This is a genomic window from Isoptericola cucumis (assembly GCF_014635665.1).
Classification (GTDB): domain Bacteria; phylum Actinomycetota; class Actinomycetes; order Actinomycetales; family Cellulomonadaceae; genus Isoptericola; species Isoptericola cucumis.
Window position 1 is genome coordinate 219,284 of the sequence record NZ_BMDG01000005.1, and the last position, 26,334, is coordinate 245,617.

The 26,334-nt window shown below is 74.3% G+C and carries 25 protein-coding genes; 17 read left to right on the plus strand and 8 right to left on the minus strand.

Going from position 1 to position 26,334, the window contains the following annotated elements:
* Nucleotides 1–81: 81 nt before the first annotated feature.
* The gene (locus IEW03_RS09205; RefSeq protein ID WP_188523367.1) at nt 82–939 is read right to left on the minus strand and encodes a glutamate ABC transporter substrate-binding protein; all 858 of its coding nucleotides are present in this window, start codon (nt 937–939) and stop codon (nt 82–84) included.
* A gap of 141 nt (nt 940–1,080) precedes the next feature.
* Nucleotides 1,081–1,875 (minus strand): amino acid ABC transporter ATP-binding protein, encoded by a 795-nt coding sequence (locus IEW03_RS09210; RefSeq protein WP_188523368.1) that lies wholly within the window; start codon nt 1,873–1,875, stop codon nt 1,081–1,083.
* Nucleotides 1,876–2,037: 162 nt separating this feature from the next.
* On the opposite strand from IEW03_RS09210, the gene miaB reads away from it, so the two are divergent.
* A complete protein-coding gene (miaB, locus tag IEW03_RS09215; RefSeq protein ID WP_188523369.1) occupies nt 2,038–3,666 on the plus strand; it encodes a tRNA (N6-isopentenyl adenosine(37)-C2)-methylthiotransferase MiaB in 1,629 nt (542 codons plus the stop codon).
* A gap of 12 nt (nt 3,667–3,678) precedes the next feature.
* Here miaB and IEW03_RS09220 read toward each other — a convergent pair whose 3' ends face one another.
* Both IEW03_RS09220 and IEW03_RS09225 read right to left on the minus strand, forming a co-directional pair.
* On the minus strand, nt 3,679–4,077 hold the full coding sequence (locus tag IEW03_RS09220) for a type III secretion system chaperone family protein (RefSeq protein ID WP_229737858.1): 399 nt from the start codon (nt 4,075–4,077) through the stop codon (nt 3,679–3,681).
* A gap of 197 nt (nt 4,078–4,274) precedes the next feature.
* The gene (locus IEW03_RS09225; RefSeq protein ID WP_229737859.1) at nt 4,275–4,853 is read right to left on the minus strand and encodes a YbjN domain-containing protein; all 579 of its coding nucleotides are present in this window, start codon (nt 4,851–4,853) and stop codon (nt 4,275–4,277) included.
* Nucleotides 4,854–4,982: 129 nt separating this feature from the next.
* Here IEW03_RS09225 and IEW03_RS09230 point away from each other — a divergent pair, with 129 nt between their 5' ends.
* The 4 genes from IEW03_RS09230 (at nt 4,983) to IEW03_RS09245 (ending at nt 8,584) form a co-directional block, all read left to right on the plus strand.
* Nucleotides 4,983–5,651 (plus strand): hypothetical protein, encoded by a 669-nt coding sequence (locus tag IEW03_RS09230; protein ID WP_188523371.1) that lies wholly within the window; start codon nt 4,983–4,985, stop codon nt 5,649–5,651.
* A 28-nt stretch (nt 5,652–5,679) separates the two neighbouring features.
* Nucleotides 5,680–6,687, plus strand: coding sequence for a tRNA (adenosine(37)-N6)-dimethylallyltransferase MiaA (gene miaA, locus IEW03_RS09235; RefSeq protein ID WP_188523372.1), 1,008 nt, complete (start codon nt 5,680–5,682; stop codon nt 6,685–6,687).
* Complete coding sequence (gene dapF, locus IEW03_RS09240; RefSeq protein ID WP_188523373.1) at nt 6,684–7,607, plus strand: diaminopimelate epimerase; 924 nt, start codon at nt 6,684–6,686, stop codon at nt 7,605–7,607. The genes miaA and dapF overlap by 4 nt, the downstream gene beginning before the upstream one ends.
* 74 nt (nt 7,608–7,681) lie before the next feature.
* Complete coding sequence (locus tag IEW03_RS09245; RefSeq protein ID WP_229737860.1) at nt 7,682–8,584, plus strand: TIGR03619 family F420-dependent LLM class oxidoreductase; 903 nt, start codon at nt 7,682–7,684, stop codon at nt 8,582–8,584.
* A 24-nt stretch (nt 8,585–8,608) separates the two neighbouring features.
* Here IEW03_RS09245 and IEW03_RS09250 read toward each other — a convergent pair whose 3' ends face one another.
* Entirely contained in the window at nt 8,609–9,214 is a 606-nt protein-coding gene (locus IEW03_RS09250; protein ID WP_188523374.1) for a class I SAM-dependent methyltransferase, read from the minus strand.
* A 190-nt stretch (nt 9,215–9,404) separates the two neighbouring features.
* Between IEW03_RS09250 and hflX the strand changes: the two genes are divergently transcribed.
* The 3 genes from hflX to IEW03_RS09265 all read left to right on the plus strand — a co-directional run bounded on the left by hflX (nt 9,405) and on the right by IEW03_RS09265 (nt 14,140).
* Complete coding sequence (gene hflX, locus IEW03_RS09255) at nt 9,405–10,937, plus strand: GTPase HflX (protein ID WP_188523375.1); 1,533 nt, start codon at nt 9,405–9,407, stop codon at nt 10,935–10,937.
* A gap of 89 nt (nt 10,938–11,026) precedes the next feature.
* Nucleotides 11,027–13,129, plus strand: a complete 2,103-nt coding sequence (locus tag IEW03_RS09260; protein WP_188523376.1) for an ATP-dependent DNA helicase — start codon at nt 11,027–11,029, stop codon at nt 13,127–13,129.
* Between the two features lie 9 nt (nt 13,130–13,138).
* On the plus strand, nt 13,139–14,140 hold the full coding sequence (locus IEW03_RS09265) for an L-lactate dehydrogenase (RefSeq protein WP_229737861.1): 1,002 nt from the start codon (nt 13,139–13,141) through the stop codon (nt 14,138–14,140).
* A gap of 52 nt (nt 14,141–14,192) precedes the next feature.
* Here IEW03_RS09265 and lexA read toward each other — a convergent pair whose 3' ends face one another.
* On the minus strand, nt 14,193–14,945 hold the full coding sequence (gene lexA, locus IEW03_RS09270) for a transcriptional repressor LexA (RefSeq protein WP_188523377.1): 753 nt from the start codon (nt 14,943–14,945) through the stop codon (nt 14,193–14,195).
* Nucleotides 14,946–15,175: 230 nt separating this feature from the next.
* On the opposite strand from lexA, the gene IEW03_RS09275 reads away from it, so the two are divergent.
* The 4 genes from IEW03_RS09275 to IEW03_RS09290 all read left to right on the plus strand — a co-directional run bounded on the left by IEW03_RS09275 (nt 15,176) and on the right by IEW03_RS09290 (nt 17,637).
* Nucleotides 15,176–15,505 carry a LysM peptidoglycan-binding domain-containing protein gene (locus tag IEW03_RS09275; RefSeq protein ID WP_188523378.1) on the plus strand — a complete coding sequence of 110 codons (330 nt, stop codon included), beginning with the start codon at nt 15,176–15,178 and terminating at the stop codon, nt 15,503–15,505.
* Between the two features lie 99 nt (nt 15,506–15,604).
* Nucleotides 15,605–16,234: a transcriptional regulator NrdR gene (gene nrdR, locus IEW03_RS09280; RefSeq protein WP_229737862.1), complete on the plus strand. Its 630-nt coding sequence runs from the start codon at nt 15,605–15,607 to the stop codon at nt 16,232–16,234.
* A gap of 136 nt (nt 16,235–16,370) precedes the next feature.
* Nucleotides 16,371–16,577 (plus strand): DUF5302 domain-containing protein, encoded by a 207-nt coding sequence (locus IEW03_RS09285; RefSeq protein WP_188523379.1) that lies wholly within the window; start codon nt 16,371–16,373, stop codon nt 16,575–16,577.
* Between the two features lie 100 nt (nt 16,578–16,677).
* On the plus strand, nt 16,678–17,637 hold the full coding sequence (locus IEW03_RS09290) for an IS481 family transposase (RefSeq protein ID WP_188523487.1): 960 nt from the start codon (nt 16,678–16,680) through the stop codon (nt 17,635–17,637).
* A 114-nt stretch (nt 17,638–17,751) separates the two neighbouring features.
* Here the strand turns inward: IEW03_RS09290 and serA are convergent, their stop codons facing one another.
* Nucleotides 17,752–18,990, minus strand: coding sequence for a phosphoglycerate dehydrogenase (serA, locus tag IEW03_RS09295; RefSeq protein ID WP_188523380.1), 1,239 nt, complete (start codon nt 18,988–18,990; stop codon nt 17,752–17,754).
* 42 nt (nt 18,991–19,032) lie between these two features.
* A complete protein-coding gene (locus tag IEW03_RS09300) occupies nt 19,033–21,354 on the minus strand; it encodes a HelD family protein (protein WP_229737863.1) in 2,322 nt (773 codons plus the stop codon).
* A 170-nt stretch (nt 21,355–21,524) separates the two neighbouring features.
* On the opposite strand from IEW03_RS09300, the gene IEW03_RS09305 reads away from it, so the two are divergent.
* The 5 genes from IEW03_RS09305 to IEW03_RS09325 all read left to right on the plus strand — a co-directional run bounded on the left by IEW03_RS09305 (nt 21,525) and on the right by IEW03_RS09325 (nt 26,315).
* A complete protein-coding gene (locus IEW03_RS09305; protein WP_188523381.1) occupies nt 21,525–22,910 on the plus strand; it encodes a PP2C family protein-serine/threonine phosphatase in 1,386 nt (461 codons plus the stop codon).
* The gene (locus IEW03_RS09310; protein ID WP_188523382.1) at nt 22,907–24,214 is read left to right on the plus strand and encodes a sensor histidine kinase; all 1,308 of its coding nucleotides are present in this window, start codon (nt 22,907–22,909) and stop codon (nt 24,212–24,214) included. Before IEW03_RS09305 ends, IEW03_RS09310 begins: the two co-directional genes overlap by 4 nt.
* 101 nt (nt 24,215–24,315) lie before the next feature.
* Nucleotides 24,316–24,756, plus strand: coding sequence for a response regulator (locus tag IEW03_RS09315; RefSeq protein ID WP_188523383.1), 441 nt, complete (start codon nt 24,316–24,318; stop codon nt 24,754–24,756).
* Nucleotides 24,757–24,935: 179 nt separating this feature from the next.
* Complete coding sequence (locus IEW03_RS09320) at nt 24,936–25,880, plus strand: PAC2 family protein (RefSeq protein WP_188523489.1); 945 nt, start codon at nt 24,936–24,938, stop codon at nt 25,878–25,880.
* A gap of 231 nt (nt 25,881–26,111) precedes the next feature.
* Nucleotides 26,112–26,315, plus strand: coding sequence for a cold-shock protein (locus IEW03_RS09325; protein ID WP_188523384.1), 204 nt, complete (start codon nt 26,112–26,114; stop codon nt 26,313–26,315).
* The last annotated feature ends 19 nt before the right edge of the window (nt 26,316–26,334 follow it).

Consider the following 26,334-nt stretch of genomic DNA (forward strand, 5'->3'; position numbering starts at 1 on the left):
GTGGCGCGGCCGGAGCCGCGGTGGACGGACGGGGGGAGCGGCGCGGGACGCCGCTCCCCCCGGGTCGGTCGGTCGCAGGCGTCAGGCGCAGGCGTCGGGCTTCGGCGGGTTCAGGTCGGCGTTGGGCGTGTAGCCGGTGCCCTCGGTGTTCGAGGTCACGGCCTTCTCCCAGGACCCGTCGTCGATCATCTCCTGGATCGCCGTGTTGATGTCCTCGCACCGGTCGTTGTCCTGCGGGAGGCCGACGCCGTAGTTCTCCTCGGAGAACGGGTTCCCGACGACCTTGACCTTGCCCTGGTTGGCGGGCTGGGCGGCGAGGCCGGCGAGGATGATGTCGTCGGTCGTGACGGCGTCCACCTGGCCCGCCGTGAGCGCGGTGACGCACTCGGCGTAGCCCGGGCGCTCGACGAGCTGGACGCCCTCGGCGTACTCGTCCTTGATCCGCTGTGCGGACGTCGACCCCGTCACCGAGCAGAGGTTCTTGCCCTCGAGCTCCTCGGGCCCGGTGATGTCGGTGTTGTCCTCCGCCACGAGGAGGTCCTGGCCGGCGATGAAGTACGGCCCGGCGAAGGCGACCTGCTCCTTGCGCTCGTCGGTGATCGAGTAGGTCGCGAAGATCATGTCGACCTGACCGGTCTGGAGCATCGTCTCGCGGTTCGCGGACGGGGCCTCGACCCACTCGATCTGGTCGGCGGAGTACCCGAGCTTGTCGGCCACGTAGGTCGCGACGTCCACGTCGAAGCCCGTGTACTCGCTGCCGTCCTGGTACCCGAGGCCGGGCTGGTCGTACTTGATGCCGATCTTGATCGAGTCGCCACCGCTGTCCGAGCCGGACCCGGTCTCCTCGCCGCCACCGCCGACCTCCCCGCCGCCGCAGGCGGCGAGCGTGAGCGCGGTCAGTGCGGCGAGCGTGGCAGCACCTGCGTGTCGTGTGCGCATCGTTCTTACCCTTCGTGAGTTGTCGCCCGTGCGGCCCCGGTCCCGGCGTCGCGGCCGGTGCCGCACGGTCGGCGGGGTTCCCGCCCTGGTCGAGCCGTGCGTCGAGCTGTGGAGCTGTGAGTGGAACGGTGGATGGTGCGGTCAGTGGCTGAGGATCTTGGACAGGAAGTCCTTCGCCCGGTCGCTGCGCGGGGCGGTGAAGAACTCCTCGGGGGTGGCCTCCTCGACGATCTGGCCGTCCGACATGAAGACCACGCGGTTGGCGGCCTTGCGCGCGAAGCCCATCTCGTGCGTGACCACGATCATCGTCATGCCCTCCTTGGCGAGCGCGACCATGACGTCCAGGACCTCGTTGATCATCTCCGGGTCGAGCGCCGACGTCGGCTCGTCGAAGAGCATCACCTTGGGCTGCATCGCGAGCGCGCGGGCGATGGCGACCCGCTGCTGCTGGCCGCCGGAGAGCTGGGCGGGCATCTTCCCGGCCTGGTTCTTCACCCCGACCCGGTCCAGCAGGGCGAGCGCGCGCTCCTTCGCGGCGCTGGTGCGCTCCCTGCGCACCTTGATCGGCCCGAGCGTGACGTTCTCGAGGATCGTCTTGTGGGCGAAGAGGTTGAACGCCTGGAAGACCATGCCGACGTCGGCGCGGAGCTTGGCGAGCGCCTTGCCCTCCTCCGGCAGCGGCTGGCCGTCGATGCGGATCTCGCCGGAGTCGATGGTCTCGAGCCGGTTGATGGCGCGGCACAGGGTGGACTTGCCGGAGCCGGACGGCCCGATGACCACCAGCACCTCGCCCTTGCGGACGGTGAGGTCGATGTCCTGCAGCACGTGCAGGTCGCCGAAGTGCTTGTTGACGTCCTTGAGCTCGACGAGCGGGGGGCCGAGCGTGGGGGACGTGCCCGCCGGTTCGGTCGTCGTGGTCGCTTCGCCGTGATCCATCTCTCGAACCTATCCACTCGGTGTTTCCGCGACCAGCACCGGGTTGTCCGGTTCCGCAACGGTTCAGTAACAGTGCATGCGCGTCCGAGCCCTGGCGTCGGTGTCCAGGTGGGTGGGTCTCCTCGTCGGGGCCCGGCCGTCGGGCACCGTACCCTAGATGTGATGTCCAGTACCACGCACAGCCCCGTCGCGCCCGCTCCGACCACGGACGGGACACCCGGCGCACGCACCTATCTCGTGCGCACCCTCGGCTGCCAGATGAACGTGCACGACTCCGAGCACATGGCCGGCATGCTCGAGCAGGCCGGGTACTCCCGGGCCACGGCCCAGGACGAGGCCGCGAACCGCGCCGACGTCGTCGTCATCAACACGTGCGCCGTGCGCGAGAACGCCGCGACCAGGCTGTACGGCAACCTCGGCCAGCTCGCGGGGCTCAAGGCGGAGCGGCCCGGCATGCAGATCGCCGTCGGCGGCTGCCTCGCGCAGAAGGACCGCGGCGAGATCGTCGACAAGGCGCCCTGGGTCGACGTCGTCTTCGGCACCCACAACCTCGACGCGCTGCCGGTGCTCCTGGAGCGCGCGCGGCACAACGCCGAGGCGCAGGTGGAGATCGCCGAGTCGCTGCAGGTCTTCCCGTCGACGCTGCCGACCCGCCGCGAGAGCGTCTACGCCGGCTGGGTGTCGATCTCCGTGGGCTGCAACAACACGTGCACCTTCTGCATCGTGCCGCACCTGCGCGGCAAGGAGCGCGACCGCCGGCCGGGGGAGGTGCTCGCCGAGGTCCAGGCGCTGGTCGACGCGGGCGCCGTCGAGGTGACGCTGCTCGGGCAGAACGTCAACAGCTACGGCGTCGAGTTCGGCGACCGCGGCGCGTTCGCCAAGCTGCTGCGCGCGTGCGGCGAGATCGAGGGGCTGGAGCGGGTGCGGTTCACGTCGCCGCACCCGGCTGCCTTCACCGACGACGTCGTCGCCGCCATGGCCGAGACCCCGAACGTCATGCCGCAGCTGCACATGCCGCTGCAGTCGGGGTCGGACCGGGTGCTGCGGGCGATGCGCCGCTCGTACCGGTCGGCCAAGTTCCTCGGCATCCTCGACCGGGTGCGCGAGCGGATGCCCGACGCCGCGATCACGACCGACATCATCGTCGGCTTCCCGGGCGAGTCGGAGGAGGACTTCGCGGAGACGATGCGCGTCGTGGAGGCGTCGCGCTTCAGCTCGGCGTTCATGTTCCAGTACTCGCCGCGCCCGGGCACGCCCGCGGCCACGATGGACGAGCAGCTGCCGAAGGCCGTCGTGCAGGAGCGGTTCGAGCGGCTCCTCGCGCTGCAGGAGCGGATCAGCGCCGAGGAGTCGGCGCGCCAGGTCGGACGCACGCTCGACGTGCTCGTGGCCGAGGGCGCCGGCAAGAAGGACGGGGCGCGGCACCGCCTGTCGGGGCGGGCCCCCGACAACCGCCTGGTGCACCTTGCGCTCCCGGCGGGCCAGGTGGCGCCCACGGGAGCCCCCGAGTCGCTGGACGACCCGCGGCTCGCCGACGGCGGGCTCGACCCCGACGTGCCGCGACCCGGCGACGTGGTCACGGTCCAGGTCACGCACTCCGCCCCGCACCACCTCGTCGCCGACTCAGCGCCGGCCGGGGGAACGTTCGCGGTGCGCCGGACCCGGTCGGGCGACGCGTGGGTGCGGCGGGAGCGCGCGCGGCTCGGGGGTGGCGACGACGAGCACTCCCACGGGGGCGCGCCCGCCGACGGCGGCCCGGTGACCCTCGGGATGCCGACGCTGCGTCGCTGAGCGCCGCGGCCGTCAGTCGTTGTCGGCGCCGCCGGGGACCAGCGTGCCCACGGTGGTGAAGAACTGCGAGGCCGTGACCAGCCCGCACGACACCGTGGCCGCGAGCTGCTCGTCGGTGGCGCCGTGCTCGAAGTCGACCGACACCTCCGCGTAGAGGGCGAGGCCGTCGCCCTCTCGCCGCGTGTAGACCTTGGGCCACACGCGCTCGCGGTTCCAGTCGTTGACGGCCTGCAGCACGGACAGCCGGGCCTGGTCGGGGACCGTGCCGGCCCACCGGCCGCGGACCTGGAAGATCTCCTCGTGGTCGCCCAGCAGCAGGAACCAGAACCGGTTGCCGTCCCACGTCCCGGTGACGTCGCCGTCCTGGTCCGTGCGGAAGCGGTATCCCCGGCGCGTGAGGTCGTCGGCCACGCGGGTGCTGCTCAGCGGGACGGGCCGTGCGGGTGGGTCGGTGACCCGTCGTGCACGGCTGGCCGCCCGCCCGTCCTGCACCCGTTGCCCGACCGCCCGGCCGACCGACGCCGTGACCCGGCGTGCGCTGTCCGCGGCCTGGCGGGCGACGCCGGCGACCCGGCCCGTGCGCGGTGCGCCGCGGCGCCCCCCGGGGCTCACGACGCCGCCCGCAGCGGGTCGGGGTACCGGCGGTCCAGGTGCTCGAAGAACATCGCGGCCGTGCTCAGGCCGCAGTCGAGGAGCTGGCCGAGCTGCGGCGTGGTCACCGCGCTGCCGACGTCGGCCGTGACCTCCGCGCACACGACGACCGAGCCGTCGTCACGCACCCGGACGTAGGTCTTGGGCCAGATCCGCTCGGCGTTCCACTCGTTGCAGGCGTCGAGGACCTCCTCGAGCCGCTCGATGGTCAGGTCGCGGTGCCACTGGCCTCGCACCTGCAGCACCTCGGACCGTTCGCCGAGGACGAGGAAGTAGAAGAGCCAGCCGTGCCACAGACCGCCGACGTCACCCTCCGAGTCGACGAAGTACGAGAAGCCGGAGCGCTCGAGCCAGTCGGTGACCCGGTCGCGGGACAACGGGGCCGCAGGCTCGCCGTCCCCGTCCGTCGACCCGTCCACGTGACTCAGCAGGAGCCCCTCGACCCGCTCGCGCAGCTCGTCGTCACCCAGTTCGTCCGGGCGGCGATCACCGGCTGACCGGGACCTGCTCGTCCGGCGTGCACCGAAGAACCTCACCCCGCCCACGCTACACGTCGCCGGCCGAGGGGCGGCGGAGCGCCCGGGGAGCGGACCCGCGTCACCGTGCGGACGCCCGGCGCGCGGGTCGCCGCGGGGCCGGGGCGGCGACCCGTTAGGTTGGCGACCGTGCCCGTCCGTGCCGTCGTCCTCCCTGCGACACCGCTGCTCGTCCCCGGCGCCGCCGGCGTCGCGCCCGTGCTGGGAGCCACGCGCGACCTCGTGGCGGGGGCCCTGGCCGAGCTGCTCGACGACCTGCTCGGCGACCGGGCGCCCGGCGTCGCCGGAGGCCGGGACCCCGACCTGCTCGTCCTGGCCCCTGCCGGGCGCGACGGTGCGCGAGGGCCCGGGAGCACGCGGACCGGTGGGCTGCGCACGGGGCGGCTGCGCCCCAGCCTCGCCGGGGCGGGCATCGACGACCGCTGGTTGCCGGCCGTGGGGCGCTCCCCGGCGCTCCGGGGGACGGGGCCGCGGGCGCAGGTCCCGGCGTCGGTCGCCCTCCTGTGCCTCGCGGCGTCGCTGGAGGCACGGGGCGGGGCGCGCATGCTCGAGCCCGTCGAGGTCGTCGAGGTGCCGGCGCGTCCTGCGCCGGCCGACCGGCAGGTCGTGCTCGAGCGGGTGGCGCGTGCGGACGCCGTGGTGGCGGCCGCCGGCGAGGACGACGCCGTCGCGACGGTGCTCGAGGACGCCGCCCGTCGGGCCGGGTGGGTGCGGGACGTCCGCTCCGCGGCGCAGGGGCACGAGCACCTGCCGGACCGCTACGACGTCACCGTGTGGAGCACCGGGGACCGGGGCTGACCGGGTCACGACCACGTACCGTGGGGCCGTGATCGTCGTCGCCGTCGTGGGGCCCACCGCCACCGGGAAGTCCGACCTCGCCCTCGACCTGGCCCGCGCGCTGTCCCCGGGCGGGGCGCAGCCGGGCGAGGCGACCGCGCCGGCCGAGGTGGTGAACGCCGACGCGTTCCAGCTCTACCGCGGCATGGACGTGGGCACCGCGAAGGTGCCGCCGGCCGAACGCCGCGGGGTGACGCACCACCAGCTCGACGTGCTCGACCCCGCCGAGGACGCCTCCGTCGCGCGCTACCAGAGCGAGGCTCGGGCCGACCTCGACGCCGTCGCCGCGCGGGGGGCGCGTGCCGTCGTCGTCGGCGGTTCGGGCCTCTACGTGCGCGCGCTGCTCGACCGCATGGACTTCCCGGGCACCGACCCGCAGGTCCGCGAACGGCTCGCCGCGCGGGCCGAGGCCGAGGGGCGGCGCGTGCTGCACGCCGAGCTCGCGCGCCTCGACCCCCAGGCGGCCACGTCGATCGGGCCGTCCAACACGCGCCGGATCGTGCGCGCGCTGGAGGTCATCGAGATCACCGGGCGGCCCTACACCGCCAACCTGCCGCGGCAGGAGTACGTCCGGCCCGCGGTGCAGCTCGGGCTCGACTGCGACCGCGACGCCCTGGACGCGCGGGTGGGGGCGCGCGTGGAGCGCATGTGGGCCGGCGGTCTCGTGGACGAGGTGCGCGGCCTGGCCTCGCCGGCCCAGGGCGGCGACGGGCCCGGCCTGGGCGCGACGGCGGCCCGCGCCGTCGGGTACGCAGAGCTGCTCGCGTGCTGGCGGGGGGAGTCGACGCTCGACGAGGCCAGGGCCGCCGTCGTGGCCAACACGCGGCGGCTCGCGCGCAAGCAGATGGGCTGGTTCGGCCGCGACCCCCGCGTGCAGTGGCTGGACGCCGCGTCCCCGACCCTGCTCGACGACGCGCTCGCGGTGGTCCGCGCGGCGGACGACGACCGTCTGCCACGACCGGGAGCCGGCCCGGTGCGCCGTAGTCTGGGCTCATGACACTGCGTTTCACCAAGGGGCACGGCACGCAGAACGACTTCGTGCTGCTCGCGGACACGCGGGGGGACCTCGGCCTCACGGCCGACCAGGTCCGCTGCCTGACGGACCGCCGGGCCGGCGTCGGTGCGGACGGGGTCATCCGTCTCGTGCCGACGGCGGCGATCGCCCGCGCCGGCGAGGAGGTGGCCGACCGCGTGCTCGCGGAGGAGCCCGAGGCCATCTGGTTCATGGACTACCGCAACGCCGACGGCTCCGTCGCGCAGATGTGCGGCAACGGTGTCCGGGTCTTCGCCGCGTTCGCCGAGCACCTGGGCCTCGCGGACCTCACGACGGGCGAGCTGGTCCTCGGCACCCGGGCGGGGGTCCGGCGCGTGCGCCGGGACCCGGACGGGTGGTACGCGGTCGACATGGGTGCGTGGGCGCTGCCCGGGGGGCAGGACGCCGTGGAGTCGGGCGCCGACTCGCAGGTGCTCGTCGCCGGATGGCCCACCCCGCGGCCGGCGCTCAGCGTCGACCTGGGCAACCCGCACACCGTCGTCGCGCTGCCCGAGGTGGACGACCTGACGGCGGCCGACCTCACGCAGGTGCCGCAGGTGGACCCGCGGCCCGTCGAGGGCACGAACGTGGAGCTCGTCGTACCGCTCGCCGAGGGCACCGACGCCGCCGGGCGCCCGGTGGGCCGGGTGCGGATGCGCGTGCACGAACGGGGCGTCGGCGAGACCCTCTCGTGCGGCACGGGCGCCTGCGCGGCGGCGCTCGCGGTGCGCACGTGGGCGGGGCACGGGTCGGCCCAGGTGCCCGACGTGTGGGAGGTCGAGGTGCCCGGCGGACGGGTCCGGGTCACGGTCCTGCCCGACGGCCACGTCGAGCTGGCGGGTCCTGCCGAGCTCGTCTTCACTGGTGAGGTCGACCTCCACTAGCGCTCGCGGCCGGGACTGCTCTCGACCGGAAGGACGTCGACAGCCTGCGTCACCGACCACGGGAGGGCAGCGGGATGAGCGGCGTGCAGCTCGGGGTGAGCCTGCCGACCAGCGGACCGCAGGCGTCACCGGAGCTGATGCTCCGGGTGGCGCAGGACGCCGAGCGGGCCGGGCTCGGCTCGGTCTGGACGAACGAGCGACTGCTGCGGCCGACCCGGCCGATCGCGATGGGCGGGCCTGGCGGACCGGTGATGGACCCGCCCGAGGGCTTCGCGTGCGTGTACGACCCGCTGGAGGTGCTCTCCTACGCCGCGGCGCGGACCGACCGGGTCGCGCTGGGCACCAGCGTGCTCGACGGGCTCTTCCACGCGCCGGTGGTCCTGGCCCGCCGCCTCGCGACCCTCGACCGGCTGTCGGGCGGGCGGCTGCTCGCGGGCGTCGGGCAGGGCTGGATGGCCGAGGAGTTCGAGGCGGCCGGGGTGCCGATGTCGCGTCGCGGCGCGGGCTTCGAGGAGCACCTGCGGGCGATGCGGGCCGTCTGGGGCCCGGACCCCGTGAGGTTCGACGGGCGGTTCCACCACGTGCCCGAGTGCGAGATCGGGCCCAAGCCGGTGCGCCCGGGCGGTCCCACGCTCCTGCTCGGCGCGGGCGCGCCCGCCTCGCTCGGTCGCGCGGCGCGGCTCGGCGCCGGGCTGACGCTCGTCGTCTTCGACTGGGTCTCGCTGACCGGCATGATCGAGACCTACCGCGCGGCGGCGCGGGAGGCGGGCACCGACGCCGGCCCCGTCGTCGTGCAGGTGAACGGCGCCGTGACGGCGGCACCGCTGGACGAGCGGACCCCGCTGACCGGCTCGGCGGAGCAGGTCGCGGAGGACCTGCCGCGGCTCGACGCCCTGGGCGTCGCGCACGTGTTCTGGGCGATGCCCGAGGAACCCACCGAGGCGGTCGCGGCCGTCGCCCCGCTGCTGGCGCGCTGAGGACGGGCGCGGCGGGCCGCTCGCTCAGCGGGTCACGCGCAGCACCCGGAACCCCTTCGACGACGCCTCCCGGCGGGTCGGCAGGCCCAGCTCGGCCTCGATCCACCGGGACAGGGAGTCCGCGCCGAGGTTCTTGGCCACGACCAGCCGCGCGTCGCCGCCGTCGGCGAGGCGGGGCAGCCAGGTGCCCAGCAGGTCGTGCAGCGCCGCCTTGCCCACCCGGATCGGCGGGTTCGACCACACGGCGGCGAAGCGGACGTCGGCCGGGACCTGGTCGGCCGTCACCGCGTGCAGGTTGCGCAGCCCGAGCCGGTCGGCCGTGGAGCGGAGCAGGTCGAGCGCGCGCTCGTTGACGTCCACCGCCCAGACGGTGGCGCCGGGGGAGCGCAGCGCCATGGTCAGCGCGATCGGCCCCCACCCGCACCCGAGGTCGAGCAGGTCGCCCTCCGCCGGGGGGTCGGGGACCTCGTCGAGCAGGACCCGGGTGCCCTTGTCCAGCCCGCCGGGGGAGAAGATCCCGGCGGCGACGTCGACCTCGACCTCGCGGCCCGCGAGCTGCACCGCGAGGGTCCGGCGCTCGGCGTCCGAGGCGGGGCGGGCGGTGAAGTAGTGGTCCGGCTGCTCGCTCACGTGCCCGATCCTACGGGCGACTCCTACGGGCGACGACGCGGCGCCCGGGCCGTTCGCCCGCGGTGATTTTCGCTGTGCCGGGACGATCCGGCGTGCGACCCTTGTTGTACGAGGGACCGCGGGACGCGGCTGCTTCCTGCCGCCCCCGCACCCGCTCGCGAACCTCCCCGTTCCGTCCGAAAGGCGCACCTTGACCCGTTTCCCGACCGACCCCGACACCCCGCACACGTCCGAGGGCGTCCCGGAGGACGCGACCGACGCCCAGGCGATCGCGGACGACGTGGTGGCACGGGTGCTGGCCCGGGCCGGGACGGCGCGCTCCGAGGGCACCACGGTCCACACCGCCCACGACGGCGACCAGCTCGACCTGGCCGAGCGCGCCGCGCTGCGCCGGGTGGCCGGGCTGTCCACGGAGCTCGAGGACGTCACCGAGGTCGAGTACCGCCAGCTGCGGCTCGAGAAGGTCGTGCTCGTGGGGCTCTACTACGGCGGCGAGGCCGCGGCGCGCGAGGCCGAGGTCTCGCTGCGCGAGCTGGCCGCGCTCGCCGAGACCGCCGGCTCCGAGGTGCTCGACGGCCTGCTGCAGCGGCGCCAGAAGCCCGACCCGGGCACGTACCTCGGCTCCGGGAAGGCGGCGTCGCTCGCCGAGATCGTGGCCGCCGTCGGCGCGGACACCGTGGTCGCGGACACCGAGCTCGCGCCCTCGCAGCGGCGCGCGCTGGAGGACATCGTCAAGGTCAAGGTGGTCGACCGCACCGCCCTGATCCTCGACATCTTCGCCCAGCACGCCAAGTCGCGGGAGGGCAAGGCCCAGGTCGAGCTGGCGCAGCTCGAGTACCTGCTGCCCCGCCTGCGCGGCTGGGGCGACTCGATGTCGCGGCAGGCCGGCGGGCAGGTCGGCGGGCAGGGGGCCGGCATGGGTTCCCGCGGGCCCGGTGAGACCAAGATCGAGCTCGACCGCCGGCGCATCCGGGGGCGCATGTCCAAGCTGCGCCGCGAGATCGCCGCGATGAAGCCCGCTCGCGAGACGAAGCGGCTCGAGCGCAGGCGCCACGCCGTGCCGAACGTGGCGATCGCCGGGTACACCAACGCCGGCAAGTCGTCGCTGCTCAACGCCATGACCGACGCCGGCGTGCTCGTGGAGAACGCCCTGTTCGCCACGCTGGACCCGACCGTCCGCCGGGCGCGGACCGACGACGGCCGGCCGTACACGCTGACCGACACGGTCGGGTTCGTGCGGCACCTGCCGCACCAGCTCGTCGAGGCCTTCCGCTCCACGCTGGAGGAGGTGGGCGACGCCACCCTGCTGCTGCACGTGGTGGACGCCTCGCACCCTGACCCCGAGGGTCAGATCACCGCGGTGCGCGAGGTCCTCTCCGAGATCCCCGGCATCGCCGACGTCCCCGAGGTCGTCGTGCTCAACAAGGCGGACGTCGCCGACCCGGAGGTCGTGGGACGGATCCAGCGGCGCGAGCGGCGCACGGTCGTCGTCTCCGCGCACACCGGGGAGGGCGTCGCCGAGCTGCGGGCCCTCGTCGCCGCCGAGCTGCCGCGCCCGCACGTCGAGGTCGACCTCGTGGTGCCGTACTCCCGCGGCGACCTGGTGCACCGCGCGCACGAGCTGGGCGGCGGGGTGCGCACCGAGCACCTGCCCGAGGGCACGCGGGTGCACGGCCGCGTGGACGAGGGGCTGGCGGCCGACCTGCGGGCGGCGTCGGTCTGACGGGTCGGCCGGCGGTCTCGCCGCCTGTCGTGCCGCGGGACGGTGGAGGAGTCGTCACGACCGTGGGCGGTCGCGCCTAGGATCGTCGGGTGACTCCTCCGGACGCCTCGACCGTGCCCCGAGCCGACGACCTGCTCGACCTGGCGGTCGAGGGCCTGGGCGGTGGCAGGCGCGAGGGGCAGCACCGCATGGCGGCCGCCGTCGCCGAGTCCGTCGAGGACGGCCGCCACCTGCTCGTCCAGGCCGGGACGGGCACCGGCAAGTCGCTCGGGTACCTCGTGCCCGCCGTCCGGCACGCCGTCGTGGACGGTCGCCGCGTGCTGGTCTCGACGGCCACGCTGGCGCTGCAGCGGCAGGTCGTCACGCGCGACCTTCCGCTGGTCGCCGAGACGGTGGGCCCACGGCTGCCCCGCGCGCCCAAGGTGGCGCTGCTCAAGGGGTGGCACAACTACCTGTGCAAGCACAAGGTCACCGGCGGCTACCCGAGCGAGGGTGCGACCCTCTTCGACCTGCCGGCCGACCCGGGGCCGGGCGAGGGAGCGGCCGCCGAGCAGCACCCGGCACCGGGCGGGACGGCCGCGGGCGCCGGGCCGCGGGGCGGGCGGGCCGACGAGCCCGCACGCCTCGCCGACCACGTGCGCCGGCTGCACGCGTGGGCGGACGAGACGGACACCGGGGACCGCGACGACCTCGTGCCCGGCGTGCCCGACCGGGCGTGGCGTCAGGTGTCCGTGACCGCGATGGAGTGCCTGGGCAACCGGTGCCCGCTGCTGGCGGAGTGCTTCCCCGAGCAGGCCAGGGCCGCGGCGCGGGAGGCCGACGTCGTCGTGACCAACCACGCGATGCTCGGCATCGCCGCGTCCGGCAACACCGGGGTGCTGCCGGAGCACGACACGGTCGTGGTGGACGAGGCGCACGAGCTCGCCGAGCGGGTCACCGCCTCGGCCACGGTGGACCTGTCGCTCACGGTGGTGGAGCACGCGGCCCGCCTCGCCCGGCGCCACGGCGGCACGGAGACGGAGCAGCTGGACCAGGCGTCCCAGCGGCTCGGCTCGTTGCTGGCCACCGCGCCCGCCGAGCGGTTCCCCGCCGGCCTGCCCGACGACCTGCGCCTCGCGGTCGCGGCCGTGCGAGACGCCTCCCGCGAGCTGCTGACGAGGCTCAAGCCGGCGGGCGGCTCGGCGCCGGGCGGCAAGGCGGGCTCCGAGGCCGGTGCGGCCGACGCGGGGCTGAAGCTGGCCCAGTCCGCCGTGCTGCAGCTGTTCGAGGTCGCCGAACGGATGGCCGCCGAGGACACCACCGCGGACGTCCTGTGGTGCTCGCGCCCCTCCGAGCACGCGCCCTGGTCGGGGGACGGTGTCACCCGGCTGCACGCGGCGCCGCTGGCGGTCGCGGGCCTCATCCGCACGCACCTCCTCGGTGAGGCCACGGGGGTGTTCACGTCGGCGACGCTGACCCTCGGCGGGTCGTTCGACCCGCTGGCCCGGTCGCTGGGGCTCGCGGGGTCGAACGGCACGGACCGGACCCCCGACTGGTCCGGACTCGACGTCGGCAGCCCGTTCGACTACCCCCGCCAGGGCATCCTGTACGTGGCGCGTCACCTGCCGGCGCCCGGACGGGAGCCGACGACCGACGCGCAGCTCGACGAGATCGCCGGTCTCGTCGAGGCCGCCGGCGGGCGCACGCTGGGCCTGTTCTCGTCCCGCCGCGCGGCCGTGGCGGCAGCGGAGGCGATGCGCGAGCGGCTCGACGTGCCGGTCCTGTGCCAGGGCGACGACCAGCTGCCGACGCTCGTCCGCCAGTTCGCCGAGGACCCGGCGACCTGCCTCTTCGGCACCCTCTCGCTGTGGCAGGGGGTGGACGTGCCCGGCCCCGCCTGCCAGCTGGTGCTGATCGACCGGATCCCGTTCCCGCGGCCCGACGACCCGGTCAAGGCGGCCCGGGCGCGCGCGGTCGAGGAGTCGGGCGGGAACGGCTTCATGCAGGTGTCGGCGACGCACGCGGCACTGCTCCTGGCGCAGGGCGCCGGCCGCCTGGTGCGGACGTCGGCGGACCGGGGCGTGGTCGCGGTGCTCGACCCCCGGCTGGCCACGGCCCGGTACTGCACGTTCCTCACCCGGTCGATGCCCGACTTCTGGCCGACCACCGACGGCGACCTCGCCCGTGCTGCGCTCCGCCGGCTCGACACCTAGCCTGAAGGCGTGCCCGAAGCCTCGTCCTCGCCCCTGACCCCGGCCGCAGCCCGCCCGGAGACGCGCGGCACGACCAAGCTGGCGATCGTCGGCGCCGGGGCGGTGGGCGCGACGCTCGCGTACGCGGCTCTCGCGCGCGGCGCCGCCCGCTCGGTCGTCCTCACGGACATCAACCGGTCCAAGGTGGAGGCGGAGGTGCTCGACCTCCGGCACGGGAGCATGTTCATCCCGCAGGCGGAGATCGACGGCTCCGACGACCTGGAGATCTGCCGCGGCGCCGACGTGGTGGCGGTCACGGCGGGAGCGAAGCAGCAGCCCGGGCAGTCACGGCTGGACCTGGCGGAGGCCACCGTGAGCCTGACGCGCACGCTCCTGCCCCGGCTGGTCGAGGTCGCTCCCGACGCGGTCTTCCTCATGGTGACGAACCCGGTCGACGTCGTGACCTACGCGGCGCAGCAGATCAGCGGCCTTCCGCACGAGCGGGTGCTCGGCAGCGGCACGGTGCTGGACTCCTCCCGGCTGCGCGACGCCGTCGCCCGCCACTGCGGCGTCGCGGTCGGTAACGTGCACGCCAACATCGCGGGGGAGCACGGCGACACCGAGATCGTGCTGTGGAGCTCGGCGACGATCGCGGGAGTGCCGCTGCTGGACTGGCGCCCGTTCAGCGACCACGAGCCCCTCGACGCCGCCGCGAGACAGCGCATCGCGGAGGACGTCGTGTCGTCCGCGTACCGGGTCATCGCCGGCAAGGGGGCGACGAACTACGCCGTCGGGCTCGCCGCGACGCGCATCATCGAGGCGATCCTCAACGACGAGCACCGGGTGATGTCCGTGTCGTCGCGGCTCGACGACTTCTACGGCATCAGCGACGTCTGCCTGTCCGTGCCGTCGCTCGTGGACCGGCGCGGCGTCGCCGAGACGATCGACACGCCGTTGTCGGACGACGAGGTCGCAGGGCTGCGCGCCTCCGCCCGAAGCATGCGCGAGGTCCAGGCGCGGCTCGGACTCTGACCCACTGCCCGTCCGCTCCGCGCGTCGGAGCCGTCGGGTCGCAGCCCGCAGGTCAGAGGCTGCGCAGGACCGCCACCACGCGGCCGAGCACCTGGGCGGCGTCGCCGGGGATCGGCGCGTAGGCCGTGTTCTGGGGCAGCAACCAGACGTGACCGTCCGACTGCTTGAAGGTCTTGACCGTGGCCTCGCCGTCGATCATGGCCGCGACCACCTCGCCGTTCTCGGCCACGGGCTGGCGTCGCACGACGACCCAGTCGCCGTCGCAGATGGCGGCGTCGATCATCGAGTCGCCCGCGACCTTGAGCAGGAACAGCTCGCCGTCACCGACCACCTGTCGCGGGAGCGGGAAGACGTCCTCCACGACCTGCTCGGCAAGGATCGGGCCGCCCGCCGCGATGCGTCCCACCAGGGGCACGTACGACGGCGCCGGGGTCTCGTCGTCCGGCGACTCGGCGAGGACGGACTGGAGCGCGGGCCTGGCGCCCGGCGTCAGGGCGTCGACCGTGGCCTCCGCCTCCGGGTCGACCACCTCGATCGCGCGCGGCCGGTTGGGGTCGCGGCGAAGGTAGCCCTTGCGCTCCAGGGTGGTGAGCTGGTGCTTGACCGACGACGGGCTCGCGAGGCCGACGGCCACGCCGATCTCGCGCATGGTCGGGGGGTACCCGCGGGACTCCACGGACTCACGGATGGTGTCCAGCACGCGCCGCTGTCGCGGCGTCAGCCGGTCGGCGCCCGGCGTGAGCTCGCTCACGGACGCCAGCGCCGGGCCGGCCGTCCCGACTGCCTCGTCCCGTCCGCTCGTCATGACGTTCTCCCGTCGATCGACGCCTGAAATCCGACAAACCCTCCATCGTGCTGCTGTCACTCTAGGTCAGATCGTCCCCGGCATCAAACATCTGTTCGAGAAATGCTCGACCGTGTCGCCGTCGTGTGCTACACCTTGGTACAGGTGTTCGACGAACGGATGTTCGATCGGTCAGGGCGGGCCCGGCGGCCCGCGACGACCGGCCCCGCCAGGACGAGAGGACCACCATCATGGCCAGCACCCCCCACGCTCCCGGGTTCCTCGGGCTCGGCGGCCTCCGCCTGACCCGCCGCGGGCGCCTCGTGGTCGTCCTGCTCACGGTCCTCGTCGTCGCGGCGGCCGGGCTGGTGGGGCAGCAGGCGGTGGCCGGGTCCCCGGGCGGACCGCTCGAGGTCCGCCTGCACACCGTGGCGCCGGGGGAGTCGCTGTGGGAGTACGCGCGCGTGATCGCCGGGGGGCAGCAGGACGTGCGGGAGGTCGTGGCGGACCTGCGGGACCTCAACGAGCTCGACTCGGCCGACCTGCAGGTCGGGCAGGTGGTTCTCCTCCCGCTCGAGTGACGGCCTCGTCGGGCGGCCGGCGTGTTGCGCGGGGTACGGGTCCCCGCCTACGTTGTCGGCAGCCGGGCGCCGGTCCGGCACCGAGCGCAGGAGAATCCGATGCACTGCCCGTTCTGTCGCCACGCGGACTCCCGCGTCGTCGACTCCAGGACGTCCGACGACGGCACCACCATCCGTCGGCGTCGCCAGTGCCCGGCATGCCAGCGGCGTTTCACCACGATCGAGACAGCCAGCCTCTCCGTCGTCAAGCGCTCCGGGGCGACCGAGCCGTTCAGCCGGGACAAGATCGTCTCCGGGGTCCGCAAGGCGTGCCAGGGCAGGCCGGTGAGCGCGGACGACCTGGCTCTCCTCGCGCAGAAGGTCGAGGAGACGCTGCGGGGCACTGGCAGCCCCGAGATCGACGCCTACGAGGTGGGACTGGCGATCCTCGGCCCGCTGCGCGAGCTCGACGAGGTGGCCTACCTGCGCTTCGCGAGCGTCTACCAGGACTTCGACTCCCTGGAGGACTTCGAGAGCGCCATCACGTCCTTGCGGGCCGAGCGGGCCGAGCGGGCCGAGCGGGCCGAGCGTGCGGCGCGGGCGGCGCAGCGCGACGCGGACGGGACGGGCGTCCGGGACGGGGCCGACCCCGAGGCCCCCGACGGGGTGCGCACGGACGGGCAGGGCGCGGCCGGCGCCTCCACCGGCGAGGAGGGGTCCACCGACGACGAGACCCCGGTGCGGGGCTGACGACGGACATCGGGGCTGACGAGGGACGGAAAACTGTGGCGCACCCGGATCGGGTGCACCATGCTGGGCGGGATCAGGTGCTGCGGACGGTCGACGTCAGCACGCACACCCCGACGAGACGGACGAGGTGGTCGCGATGACGGCAGAGAGTAACCCGGAGCCCGCGAAGGACAGCCAGGACACGACGCCCAGCGAGGACACGAAGGCGAAGTTCCGCGAGGCGCTCGAGAAGAAGAACGCCGCCCGGCACCCGTCGGCAGGGTCCGACCGGAACACGGGCTCGGTCCACGGCTCCGAGACCGCAGGGCCCGTGCAGAAGATGTTCCGGCGCAAGTCCGGCTAGGTGTACCCGGCCACGAGGTTGGTGCCAGTTCCGGTTGTCGAAGGGAGGACCTCCGGGCTTAGTGGAGATGTCTGACGCCTTCACCAGTCCGGAGGTCCTCGTGTCCCACGCTAATGCCCGCCTGACCGTTCGCGGCAGGATGCTGATCGTCGAACGTCGCCGGCAGGGTTGGAAGCAAGCCCACATCGCTGCCGCGATGGGAGTCTCACGCAAGTGCGTCCGGCACTGGTTGGCCCGGTTCGCCACCGAGGGCGAAGCCGGACTGGCCGACAGGTCCTCACGCCCGCACCGGTGCGCGACCAAGACACCGGCCAAGGTCGAGGCGAAGGTGGTGGCGATGCGCCGGGTCGAGCGGCGCGGACGGGACTGGATCGCGGCCGAGGCCGGTGTGCCGGCCCGGACGGTCTCGCGGATCCTGGCCCGTCACGACATGCCGCACCTGGCGCTCCTGGACCCGATGACCGGCGAACGGCTGCGGGCTTCGAAGACGACTACCGTGCGCTACGAGCGCGACCGGCCCGGCGAGCTGGTCCACATGGACGTCAAGAAGCTCGGCCGTATCCCCGACGGCGGCGGCTGGCGAGGCCGAGGCGGGAGCACGTCGAACCACCAGTCCCGCACCGACAAGTCCCCGATCGGCTACGACTACGTCCACTCGCTCGTGGATGATCACTCCCGACTGGCCTACTCCGAGACCCTGGCCGACGAGAAGGGCACCACCTGCGCGGCCTTCCTGAACCGCGCGATCGCCCACTTCGCCCACCACGGCATCACCCGGATCGAACGCCTCATGACCGACAACGCCTGGGCCTACCGTTGGTCGCTGCGCGAAATCTGCGCCGCCCACGGCATCCGGCAGAAGTTCATCAAGCCGCACTGCCCCTGGCAGAACGGCAAGGTCGAGCGCCTCAACCGGACCCTGGCCACCGAGTGGGCCTACCGGCAGGTCTTCACCTCCAACGACGAACGCGCCGCCGCCCTGGCACCCTGGATCGAGTACTACAACACCCGACGTCGCCACCAAGCCCTCGGCGGACTACCCCCGCTCAGCCGGCTGTAACCAACCTCGTGGCCGGGTACAGCTAGGTCGTCCGGCCTGTCGCACGGGCCGCGACGACGCGCGAGGGCGCCCCGCAAGCGCGGGGCGCCCTCGACGTGTCTCGGCAGGTGCCGCTCAGCCCGCGGCGGGCCCGGGCGGGAACTCGGGCCGCTCGAAGGCGTCGCGGATCCGCAGCCGGACCGTGGAGGCCATCTCCTGGAGCTTCACGGAGGCGCCGCGCTGGGTGACGTCCGAGATGTCGGTGACCACGTACCCGAGGTCGCCGCGGGTGGCGAGCATCTGCGCCTCGATGTTGGCTCCGTGGTCGGCGAAGACCTGGTTGACGGCGGCCAGCACGCCCGGCACGTTGCGGTGCAGGAGCATGATGCGGCCCACGCCGGTGTGCTCGAGCTGGAGGTTCGGCAGGTTGACGGAGAGCGTCGTCGAGCCGGTCTGCACGTAGTCGCGCACCTTCTTGGAGACGAACTCGCCGATGGCCTCCTGGGCCTCCTCGGTCGACCCGCCGACGTGCGGCGTGAGGATGACGTTGTCCAGCCCGCGCAGCTCGGAGGCGAAGCCGTCGCCGCGCTTCTTGGGCTCGGTCGGGAAGACGTCGACCGCGGCGCCCGAGAGGTGCCCGGACAGGATGTGCTCCCGGAGGGCGGCGACGTCCACCACGAACCCGCGCGACAGGTTGAGGAAGATGGCGCCGGGCTTCATGCGGTCGAAGAGGTCGGCCCCGAACAGGCCCGCGTTGCCCGGTCGCCCGTCGACGTGGATCGTCACCGCGTCGGCGACCGCCAGCAGCTCGTCGAGCGTCTCCACCCGGTGGGCGTTGCCCAGGGCCAGCTTCTCGGCGGCGTCGTAGAAGACCACGCGCATCCCGAGGTTCTCGGCGAGCACGGACAGCTGGGACCCGATGTTGCCGTACCCGATGATGCCGAGCGTGCGCCCGCGGACCTCGTGGGCGCCCTCCGCGGTCTTGTCCCACACGCCGTCGTGCAGGGCCTTGTCCCGCACGGTGAGGCGGCGGGTGAGGGCGATGATCTCGGCGAGCGCGAGCTCCACGACCGACCGGGTGTTGGAGTACGGGGCGTTGAAGACGGCGACGCCGTGCGCGGCGGCCGCGGCGAGGTCGATCTGGTTGGTGCCGATGCTGAAGGTGCCGACCGCCAGCAGCCCGGGCGCGTTCTCGACCACCTTGCGGGTGACCTGGGTCTTGGACCGGATGCCGAGGATCTGGACGTCCGCGAGGGACTCGATCAGCTCGTTCTCGTCGAGCGCCCCGGAGCGCTCGACGACCTCGATCCCCGCGTCGCGGAGATTCTGGGCGGCAACAGGGTGGACGTTCTCGAGGAGAAGGGCTCGCAGCACCCGCCTATGGTGCGCCGTCCGCCCGCCGGGGACAAACCTGTCTCACGCGGCGACCCGCTCGACGATCCCCTCGGGCAGCGACCGGGAGTGGACGACGACGAGCCGCTGGGTCGGACGGGTCATGGCGACGTAGAGGTCGGACGCCCCGCCGTCCCCGTCGACGACGGCCGCCGGCTCCACCAGGACGACGGCGTCGAACTCGAGACCCTTCGCGGAGCGCGGGTCCAGCACGAGCAGCTGCGCGTCCTCCGGGCGCTGCGCGAGCAGGCGCTCGGCCTCGGGCTGACCGAGCGCCTCGGGCAGGGCCGCCGCCAGGGCGTCGCTCAGCCCGGTGACGCGGTCCGCCGCGGCGATCACGGCGACCCGGCCGGAGCCGTCGGCCGCGACGAAGGTGCGCGCCACCGCGGTCGCCTGGGCGACGGCCTCCCCGGCGAGCCCGGGATGCCCGGAACCGGCGGCCGGCGCCACACGCGTCAGCTCCAGCGAGCCGTCCACCTGACGGGCCGCCGTCAGCGGCGACGTCGGCAGGCCGGCCGCCGCGGCCATGCGCTGCGCGGCGTCCGCGACCTCCGCCGGGGTGCGGTAGCTCACGGTGAGCTCCTCCAGCCGCCACGACCCGCGCAGCACGGGGTCGAGCGCCTCGGCCCACGACCGCGCCCCGGCGGCCGACGACGTCTGCGCGACGTCGCCCACGACGGTCATCGAGCGGGTCGGGACCCGGCGCACGAGGGCGCGCCAGGCCATGGGGGACAGCTCCTGTGCCTCGTCGACCACGACGTGCCCGTACGTCCAGGACCGGTCCGTGGCGGCCCGTTCCGCCGTGGTCAGCCGCGGCCCCGTGGTCTCGAAGCGGGCGGCGAGGGTCTCGGCGTCGACGAGCCCGCCGCCGGCGCCGGTGGACTGCAGGACGGACCGTGCGTACTCCAGCTCGGCCGCCCGCTCGGCCTCGCGGGCGCGGGCCTCGGCCCGGGCGAGCGAGTCGTCCTCGCCGAGCAGCTCCGCCGCCTCGTCGAGCAGCGGCACGTCGTCGTCGGTCCAGGGGGAGTCGGCCGGCCTGCGCAGCAGCTCGCGCTCGGCCGCGGTCAGCTCCGGCGCCGCCTCCGCGAGGCGGTGGGGCTTGGCGAACAGGTCCGAGACGAGCCGCTGGGGGGTGAGCGGGAACCAGGCGAGGTTGAGGGCGACGCGCACCTCGCGGTGGGCGCGCAGGTCCTCGGTCACCATCGAGACGTCCTCGGGCGTCAGCTCGCTGTCGACGTCCGCGCGGTACTGGTCCACCAGCTTCGACAGCATCTCGCGCACGAAGACCGGCCGCGCCTCGTTGTGCGGCTTGTGGCTGCGGCGCGCGCGGGCGATCGCGTCGCGCACGTCGCGCCGGCGGATCACGTAGTCGTGGCCCTCGACGCGCACCGGCAGGTCCGCGGCGGGAACCCGCTCGCGGGCGCGCACGGCCCGGCGGACGACGTCCCGCCAGAGCAGCCGCCCCTTGATCTCGGCGACCGCCGGACGCTCCGTCGCGGTGGCCCGCACCCCGGGCACGAGCTCGCCGATGGTCGTGGCCACGACGCCCGTCTCACCGAGCGACGGGAGCACCTGGTCGATGTAGCGCAGGAACGCGCGGCTGGGTCCGACGAGGAGCACGCCGCTGCGCTCCAGCAGGCGGCGGTGGGCGTACAGGAGGTAGGCCGCGCGGTGCAGCGCGACGGCGGTCTTGCCCGTGCCCGGCCCGCCCTGCACGACGAGCGCGCCGGCGAGGTCGGCCCGGATGATGCGGTCCTGCTCCGCCTGGATGGTCGCGACGATGTCGGTCATGCGGCCGGTGCGCCGGCTCGCCAGGGAGGCCAGGAGCGCGCCCTCGCCCGACAGGGAGGACGCGGCGAGGACGCCGTCGCCGTCCGGGACGCCCCCGCCGTCGTCCGCGAGGGCGTCGAGGTCGAGGACCTCGTCCTCGACGCCGGTGACGGACCGCCGCTGGGTCACGAGGTGCCGCCGCCGGCGGACGTCGCCCGGGTGCAGCGCCGTGGCGCGGTAGAACGCGGTGGCGGCGGGGGCGCGCCAGTCGGTCAGCAGCGAGCGGTGCTCGTCGTCGGCGAGGCCGATCCGGCCCACGTACCGGGTGGTGGCGTCGGAGAGGTCGAGGCGGCCGAAGACGAGGCGGTCCTCGACCGCGTCGAGCTGGGCCGCACGGTCCTCGTACAGGGTCGCGAAGGCGTCCCGCTCGCTGCGGTTCTGCGGCGTCCCGACCGAGCCCTCCCGCCGGACCGCGGCGAGGCGTGCCCGGGTCGAGGCCCGCAGCTCGTCCAGCCGGTCGTAGAGGCGGTCGACCACCGCCTGCTCGCGTACCAGCTCGTCCTGCCTGCCCGCCACGCATCCTCCCTGCGTCCCTGGTGGTCGTGCCCGGTGGTGCCGCGGCGCGCGCGGCGCGCCGGTGCGGCCGACCATCATTGCAGACGCCGGGGTGCCCGTGGGACCGTCGCGGGCGACGCGCCGGGCCTGCCCCTGCCCCCGCGAGGCCGTGCCGGGCTAGGATCGCCGCCATGAGCAGCGGCGACGTCCTGCAGACCGGGTCCGAGGACCCGGCCGAGGACGTGGTGGCGGTCGTCCTTCTCGTCGAGGACGACGACGCGGACGCCCTGCTGGTCACCGAGCTGCTCGACGACGCGGGCGTCGAGGTGGAGCTGCGCCGGGCGCGCACCGTCGCCGAGGCGGAGGAAGCGCTGGACATGCCGGGCCCCGTCGGCTCCGTGGACTGCGTGCTGCTCGACCTGGGTCTGCCGGACGCCGTGGGGCTCACGACCGTGCAGCGCCTGCGGGCCGTCGCCGAGCGCGCGTGGGACCTGCCGGCGCTCGTGGTGCTCACCGGTCACGCCGGCGTCGACCAAGGGTTGGCGGCGGTCGCCGCGGGGGCGGACGACTACCTGGTCAAGGGGGAGACGGACTCGGGCCTGCTGGGCCGCTCCCTGCGCTACGCGCTCCAGCGGCGGCGCTCGGCGGCCCAGCAGCGAGCCCTGTACCGCAGCGAGGTGCGGGCCGAGGAGACGGCGCGGCTGGAGCGCGCGCTGCTCCCCACGCCGCTGGTGACCGACGACAAGGTGTCGGTGATGGTCGGCTACCTGCCGGGTGGCGGCGGCCTCCTCGGCGGGGACTTCTTCGACACGGTCGAGCGCGCCGACGGCACGGTGCTGTCCGTGGTGGGCGACGTCGCGGGCCACGGGCCGGACGAGGCCGCGCTGGGCGCGACCCTGCGCACGGCGTGGCGCACGCTCGTGCTCACGGGCACGTCGCCGCAGGACATCCTCGGGCACCTCGAGCGGGTGCTGGTCACGGAGCGCGCCCGGCCCGAGGTCTTCGTCACCCTGTGCCAGGTCGTGGTGGCGCCCGACCGCGGGTCCGTCGACGTCTACCTCGCGGGGCACCTGCCGCCGCTGCTGATCACGGGACCGGTCGGGCAGGTGCGGTGCGACGCGTTGCCGCCGACCCGTCGTGGCCGGGCGCTCGGGGTGCCGGTGGACGGCGGGTGGGAGCCCGACCGGGTCCGGCTGGACGGGCCCTTCGCCCTCATGGTCTACACCGACGGGCTCGTGGAGGCCGAGGTCGCGGCGGCCGAGGTGGACGGGCTCGGCAAGGACGCGGTCGGCCTCGCCACCATGCGCGCCGCCGAGCCGGGCGCCATCGGGCCGCTGCGCGAGCGGGTGCCCCGGCTGGGGCAGTCGGGCCTGCACGCGCTCGTCAGCGACGACCTGCAGCGCCACGGCATCGTCGGGGTCGTGGAGCGGGTGCTGCGCCAGGTGCGCGTGCTGCACGGCGGGCCGCTCACCGACGACGCGGCCGTCCTCGTCGTCGGGTGGACGGGGCGCGACAACGACATCGTCGGCGAGCGCTCGTCGATGCTCGCCGACTCGGCCGAGTGGGCCAGGGCATGAGCCGCCCGCGCGCGCTGCGCGACGTCGTCGGCCGCCTGCTGCTGTTCGCCGGCACGGTGCTCCTGCTCGCCCTGGCGGTCGCGCTGGTCGCGGTCCAGCGGTCGCTCGCGCTCCTGCACGACGACGCCGCGGACGTCGCGATCGACGCCGCGCGCGCGTGGAACCAGACCCTCCTGGTCGTGGTGCTGGTCCTCGTCCTGCTCGTCGCGCTCATGGGCTGGGTCACGTGGCGCGGCGTGCAGCGGCGCGTCGCGGACCCGGTCGCCCGGCTCGCGGCGTCGGTGCGGGAGGCGAGCACCGGTGCGCACGACCACGAGATCCGCGTCGAGGTGCCCGACGGGACGACGGGGGAGGTGGCGGGCGAGATCGTCGCGCTCGCGGCCGACGTCGAGCACATGCGCCGCGAGCTGGTGCAGCAGGTCGCCGAGGTGCGGCAGTCGCACGCCGAGACGGAGAGCGCGCGAGCCCAGGTGGCCGCCCAGGCCCGCGAGCTCGCGAGGTCCAACACCGAGCTGGAGCGGTCCAACCGGGACCTGGAGCAGTTCGCGTACGTGGCGTCGCACGACCTCCAGGAGCCGCTGCGCAAGGTCGCGTCCTTCACCCAGCTGCTGCAGAAGCGCTACGGCGACCGCCTGGACGAGCGGGCCGACCAGTACATCGAGTTCGCCGCGGACGGCGCCCGCCGGATGCAGCGCCTCATCCAGGACCTGCTGAGCTTCTCGCGCGTGGGGCGCTCGGGCGCACCGCCGCAGGACGTCGACCTCGAGCGGGTGCTGGCACAGGTGCTGCACGACCTCGAGGAGCGGGTGCTCGAGGCGGGCGCCCGCGTCACGCACGACCCGCTGCCCGTGGTGCGCGGTGAGCCGGCGCTGATCGCCATGCTGGTCACCAACGTCGTCGGCAACGGGCTGAAGTTCCGTGACCCGCAGCGCGAGCCGCACCTGCACCTCTCGGCCCGGTGGGTGGGCGATGCCGAGGCGGACCGGGCGGCGGGCGGCCACGACAAGCTCGGCAACCTCGACGGACCGGAGGGACCCGGCGCCTGGGAGATCTCGTGCACGGACAACGGGATCGGGATCGACCCCCAGTACGCGGAGCGGGTCTTCGTCATCTTCCAGCGGCTGCACCCGAAGGAGGTGTACTCGGGCACGGGCATCGGCCTCGCGCTGGTCAAGCGGGTGGTCGAGCACCACGGCGGACGGGTCTGGCTGGAGCCGGCACCCGAAGGAGGGACGACCGTGCGGTGGACCCTACCGCCGGCGGGCGCGGGGCCAGACGAGGCGACCGGGGCCCGGGTCGGGTAGGGTCGTCACACGTCGCTGACCTGGGAAGATGCGTCCGGTACACCGCGGACGGGGGACGGCGGCACCGCCGACCGGGCGGACGACGAAGGGCAGGAGCGCGCATGACGGACGAGCAGGCGGGGATCGAGGTCCTCCTCGTGGAGGACGACCCGGGCGACGTGCTCATGACCCGGGAGGCGTTCGACGAGCACAAGGTCGTCAACCGCCTGTCGGTGGTCGCCGACGGGGTGAGCGCGATGGAGTTCCTGCGCCAGGAGGGCGAGCACGCCGGAGCCCCGACGCCGGACCTCATCCTGCTCGACCTCAACCTGCCGCGGATGGACGGGCGCGAGGTGCTGGCGGCGGTCAAGGCCGACGAGCGGCTCAAGCACATCCCCGTCGTCGTCCTCACGACGTCGGAGGCGGAGGAGGACGTGCTGCGGTCGTACTCGCTGCACGCCAACGCCTACGTGACCAAGCCGGTGGACTTCGAGCGGTTCATCCAGGTGGTCCGCCAGATCGACGACTTCTTCGTGACGGTGGTCCGGCTCCCGCGCCACTGACGCCGGTCGGGAAACGTCCGGGCGGGCGTCGGGACAGGTCCGGGCGGGCGGTCGGGAAGGATCCGGCCGCCCGTGCGGTTGTCGCCTGAGTGGGCACGAAGCCCGCCGGCACGGAGCCGGCCGCGCGAGGCGCGGCCGCCGGGGCCGACGCAGGAGCTCGACGCGAGGAGGACGGGGCGTTGCTGGACCCGCGGGGGATCTACGAGATCGACGAGGACGCGGTCGCGCGCACGGGGCTCGACGCCCGGGGAGAGGCCCGGGGAGACCAGGGCGCCGCCGGCCCGGTGCTGCTGCACGCCGTGGGCGGTTTCGTGGACGCCGGTGCCGCCGGTGAGACGGCGGTCGAGCACCTGGTGTCCGAGCTGGAGGTGACGCGCATCGCGACCTTCGACGTCGACCAGCTGCTCGACTACCGCTCGAAGCGCGCCGTGATGACGTTCGACGCCGACCGTTGGTCCGCGTACGACGAGCCGTTCCTGGCGGTCGACCACCTGGTCGACCCCGAGGGCACGGCCTTCCTGCTGCTCCACGGCGCCGAGCCGGACCTGCAGTGGGAGCGGGTGGTCGCCGCGGTGCGCTCGCTCGTGGAGCGGTTCGGCGTCTCGCTCACGGTCGGGTTCCACGGCATCCCGATGGGCGTGCCGCACACCCGGCCCCTGACGCTGACGGCGCACGGCACCCGGCCGGGGCTGGTGGAGGACTACACGTCGTTCCTGGGCACCGTCCGCGTGCCGGGCTCGTTGCCGGCGCTGCTCGAGCTGCGCCTCGGCGAGGCGGGTCACGACGCGCTCGGGTTCACGGTCCACGTCCCGCACTACCTCGCCCAGTCGCGGTACGCCCCGGCGGCCGTGGTGGCGCTCCAGCACGTCGAGCGCGCCACGGGCCTCGACCTCGCGACCGGTGGCCTCGCGGCCGCGGCCGCCGACACCACCCTCGAGGTGGAGAAGCAGGTCGGCGAGTCGTCCGAGGTCGCGGCGGTGGTCCGGGCGCTCGAGGAGCAGTACGACGCGTTCACCCGGTCGGTCGGCCGCCCGAGCCTGCTCGCCGAGCAGGCGCCCATGCCGACGGCGGACGAGCTGGGGGCGGAGTTCGAGCGGTTCCTCGCCCAGCAGGGCGACGACTGAACGTCGTCTGCCCGGGTTCCTGAACTCGCCGGCCGGATAGCGCCGACGTGAACGCACCGACCTGACCGCACCGACAGGAGAATGCCGACAATCTGTGGCATACCCGTGTGGTCCGTGCCACACTGTCGGCGTTGCAACGGCATCACCGCGCAGCGCGACGGCAGCCACTTGCAGCGACGGGCTGCCGGCCGGTGTGCTCGTGACTGGTGGACGGAAGGTCGAAGGATCAGCATGGCGCAGGGATCTGTGAAGTGGTTCAACTCCGAGAAGGGCTACGGCTTCATCGCGCAGGACGACGGCGGCGCCGACGTCTTCGTGCACTACTCGGCGATCCAGACGCAGGGGTACCGCACCCTCGACGAGGCCCAGCGGGTGGAGTTCGATATCACCCAGGGGCCGAAGGGGCCGCAGGCGGAGCAGGTCGTCCCGCTCTGACGCCCCCGGTAGGACGAAG

What these genes read in the sequence shown, in the direction of transcription:
- IEW03_RS09325 (WP_188523384.1), top strand. Translation starts at nt 26,112, where the DNA reads ATGGCGCAGGGATCTGTGAAGTGGTTCAACTCCGAGAAGGGCTACGGC.
- IEW03_RS09275 (WP_188523378.1), top strand. Translation starts at nt 15,176, where the DNA reads ATGGCCAGCACCCCCCACGCTCCCGGGTTCCTCGGGCTCGGCGGCCTC.
- IEW03_RS09210 (WP_188523368.1), bottom strand. Translation starts at nt 1,875, where the DNA reads ATGGATCACGGCGAAGCGACCACGACGACCGAACCGGCGGGCACGTCC.
- IEW03_RS09285 (WP_188523379.1), top strand. Translation starts at nt 16,371, where the DNA reads ATGACGGCAGAGAGTAACCCGGAGCCCGCGAAGGACAGCCAGGACACG.
- IEW03_RS09305 (WP_188523381.1), top strand. Translation starts at nt 21,525, where the DNA reads ATGAGCAGCGGCGACGTCCTGCAGACCGGGTCCGAGGACCCGGCCGAG.
- miaB (WP_188523369.1), top strand. Translation starts at nt 2,038, where the DNA reads ATGTCCAGTACCACGCACAGCCCCGTCGCGCCCGCTCCGACCACGGAC.
- IEW03_RS09315 (WP_188523383.1), top strand. Translation starts at nt 24,316, where the DNA reads ATGACGGACGAGCAGGCGGGGATCGAGGTCCTCCTCGTGGAGGACGAC.
- dapF (WP_188523373.1), top strand. Translation starts at nt 6,684, where the DNA reads ATGACACTGCGTTTCACCAAGGGGCACGGCACGCAGAACGACTTCGTG.
- IEW03_RS09245 (WP_229737860.1), top strand. Translation starts at nt 7,682, where the DNA reads ATGAGCGGCGTGCAGCTCGGGGTGAGCCTGCCGACCAGCGGACCGCAG.
- IEW03_RS09310 (WP_188523382.1), top strand. Translation starts at nt 22,907, where the DNA reads ATGAGCCGCCCGCGCGCGCTGCGCGACGTCGTCGGCCGCCTGCTGCTG.
- IEW03_RS09205 (WP_188523367.1), bottom strand. Translation starts at nt 939, where the DNA reads ATGCGCACACGACACGCAGGTGCTGCCACGCTCGCCGCACTGACCGCG.
- nrdR (WP_229737862.1), top strand. Translation starts at nt 15,605, where the DNA reads ATGCACTGCCCGTTCTGTCGCCACGCGGACTCCCGCGTCGTCGACTCC.
- lexA (WP_188523377.1), bottom strand. Translation starts at nt 14,945, where the DNA reads ATGACGAGCGGACGGGACGAGGCAGTCGGGACGGCCGGCCCGGCGCTG.